This window comes from Vibrio sp. 10N.222.52.B7 (genome assembly GCF_041474275.1).
Classification (GTDB): Bacteria; Pseudomonadota; Gammaproteobacteria; order Enterobacterales; family Vibrionaceae; genus Vibrio; species Vibrio crassostreae_C.
In genome coordinates this window covers 1-258 of sequence record NZ_JBFRTU010000197.1, presented here as the reverse complement: position 1 = coordinate 258, position 258 = coordinate 1, and the positions used below count along the sequence as shown (strand labels likewise).

The 258-nt window shown below is 44.6% G+C and carries 1 protein-coding gene; it reads left to right on the top strand.

The window, feature by feature from the left end; translation table 11 throughout:
- Window positions 1-258: YchJ family metal-binding protein (locus tag AB4512_RS22345; protein WP_372175728.1), on the top strand; the 258-nt coding region annotated here is incomplete at both ends.

Genomic DNA, 258 nt, shown 5'->3' with positions numbered 1-258 from the left:
CAAAAATACTTACCAACAATGTTGCGAATCAGCACACCTTAACCACAGTGCAGTTGAAACACCCGAGCAATTAATGCGCTCTCGTTATTCTGCACATGTACTTGGTTTGGTTGATTATGTGGTTGCTACTTACCACCCGACTTGTAATGCAGAAGCACAGAGAGAAGGTATTGCTGAATCCATAGATAGTGATTGGGCGGGTTTAGAGGTCATCGGTACAGCCGCAGGTTCACATGAGAACGAAGGCTTTGTTGAGTT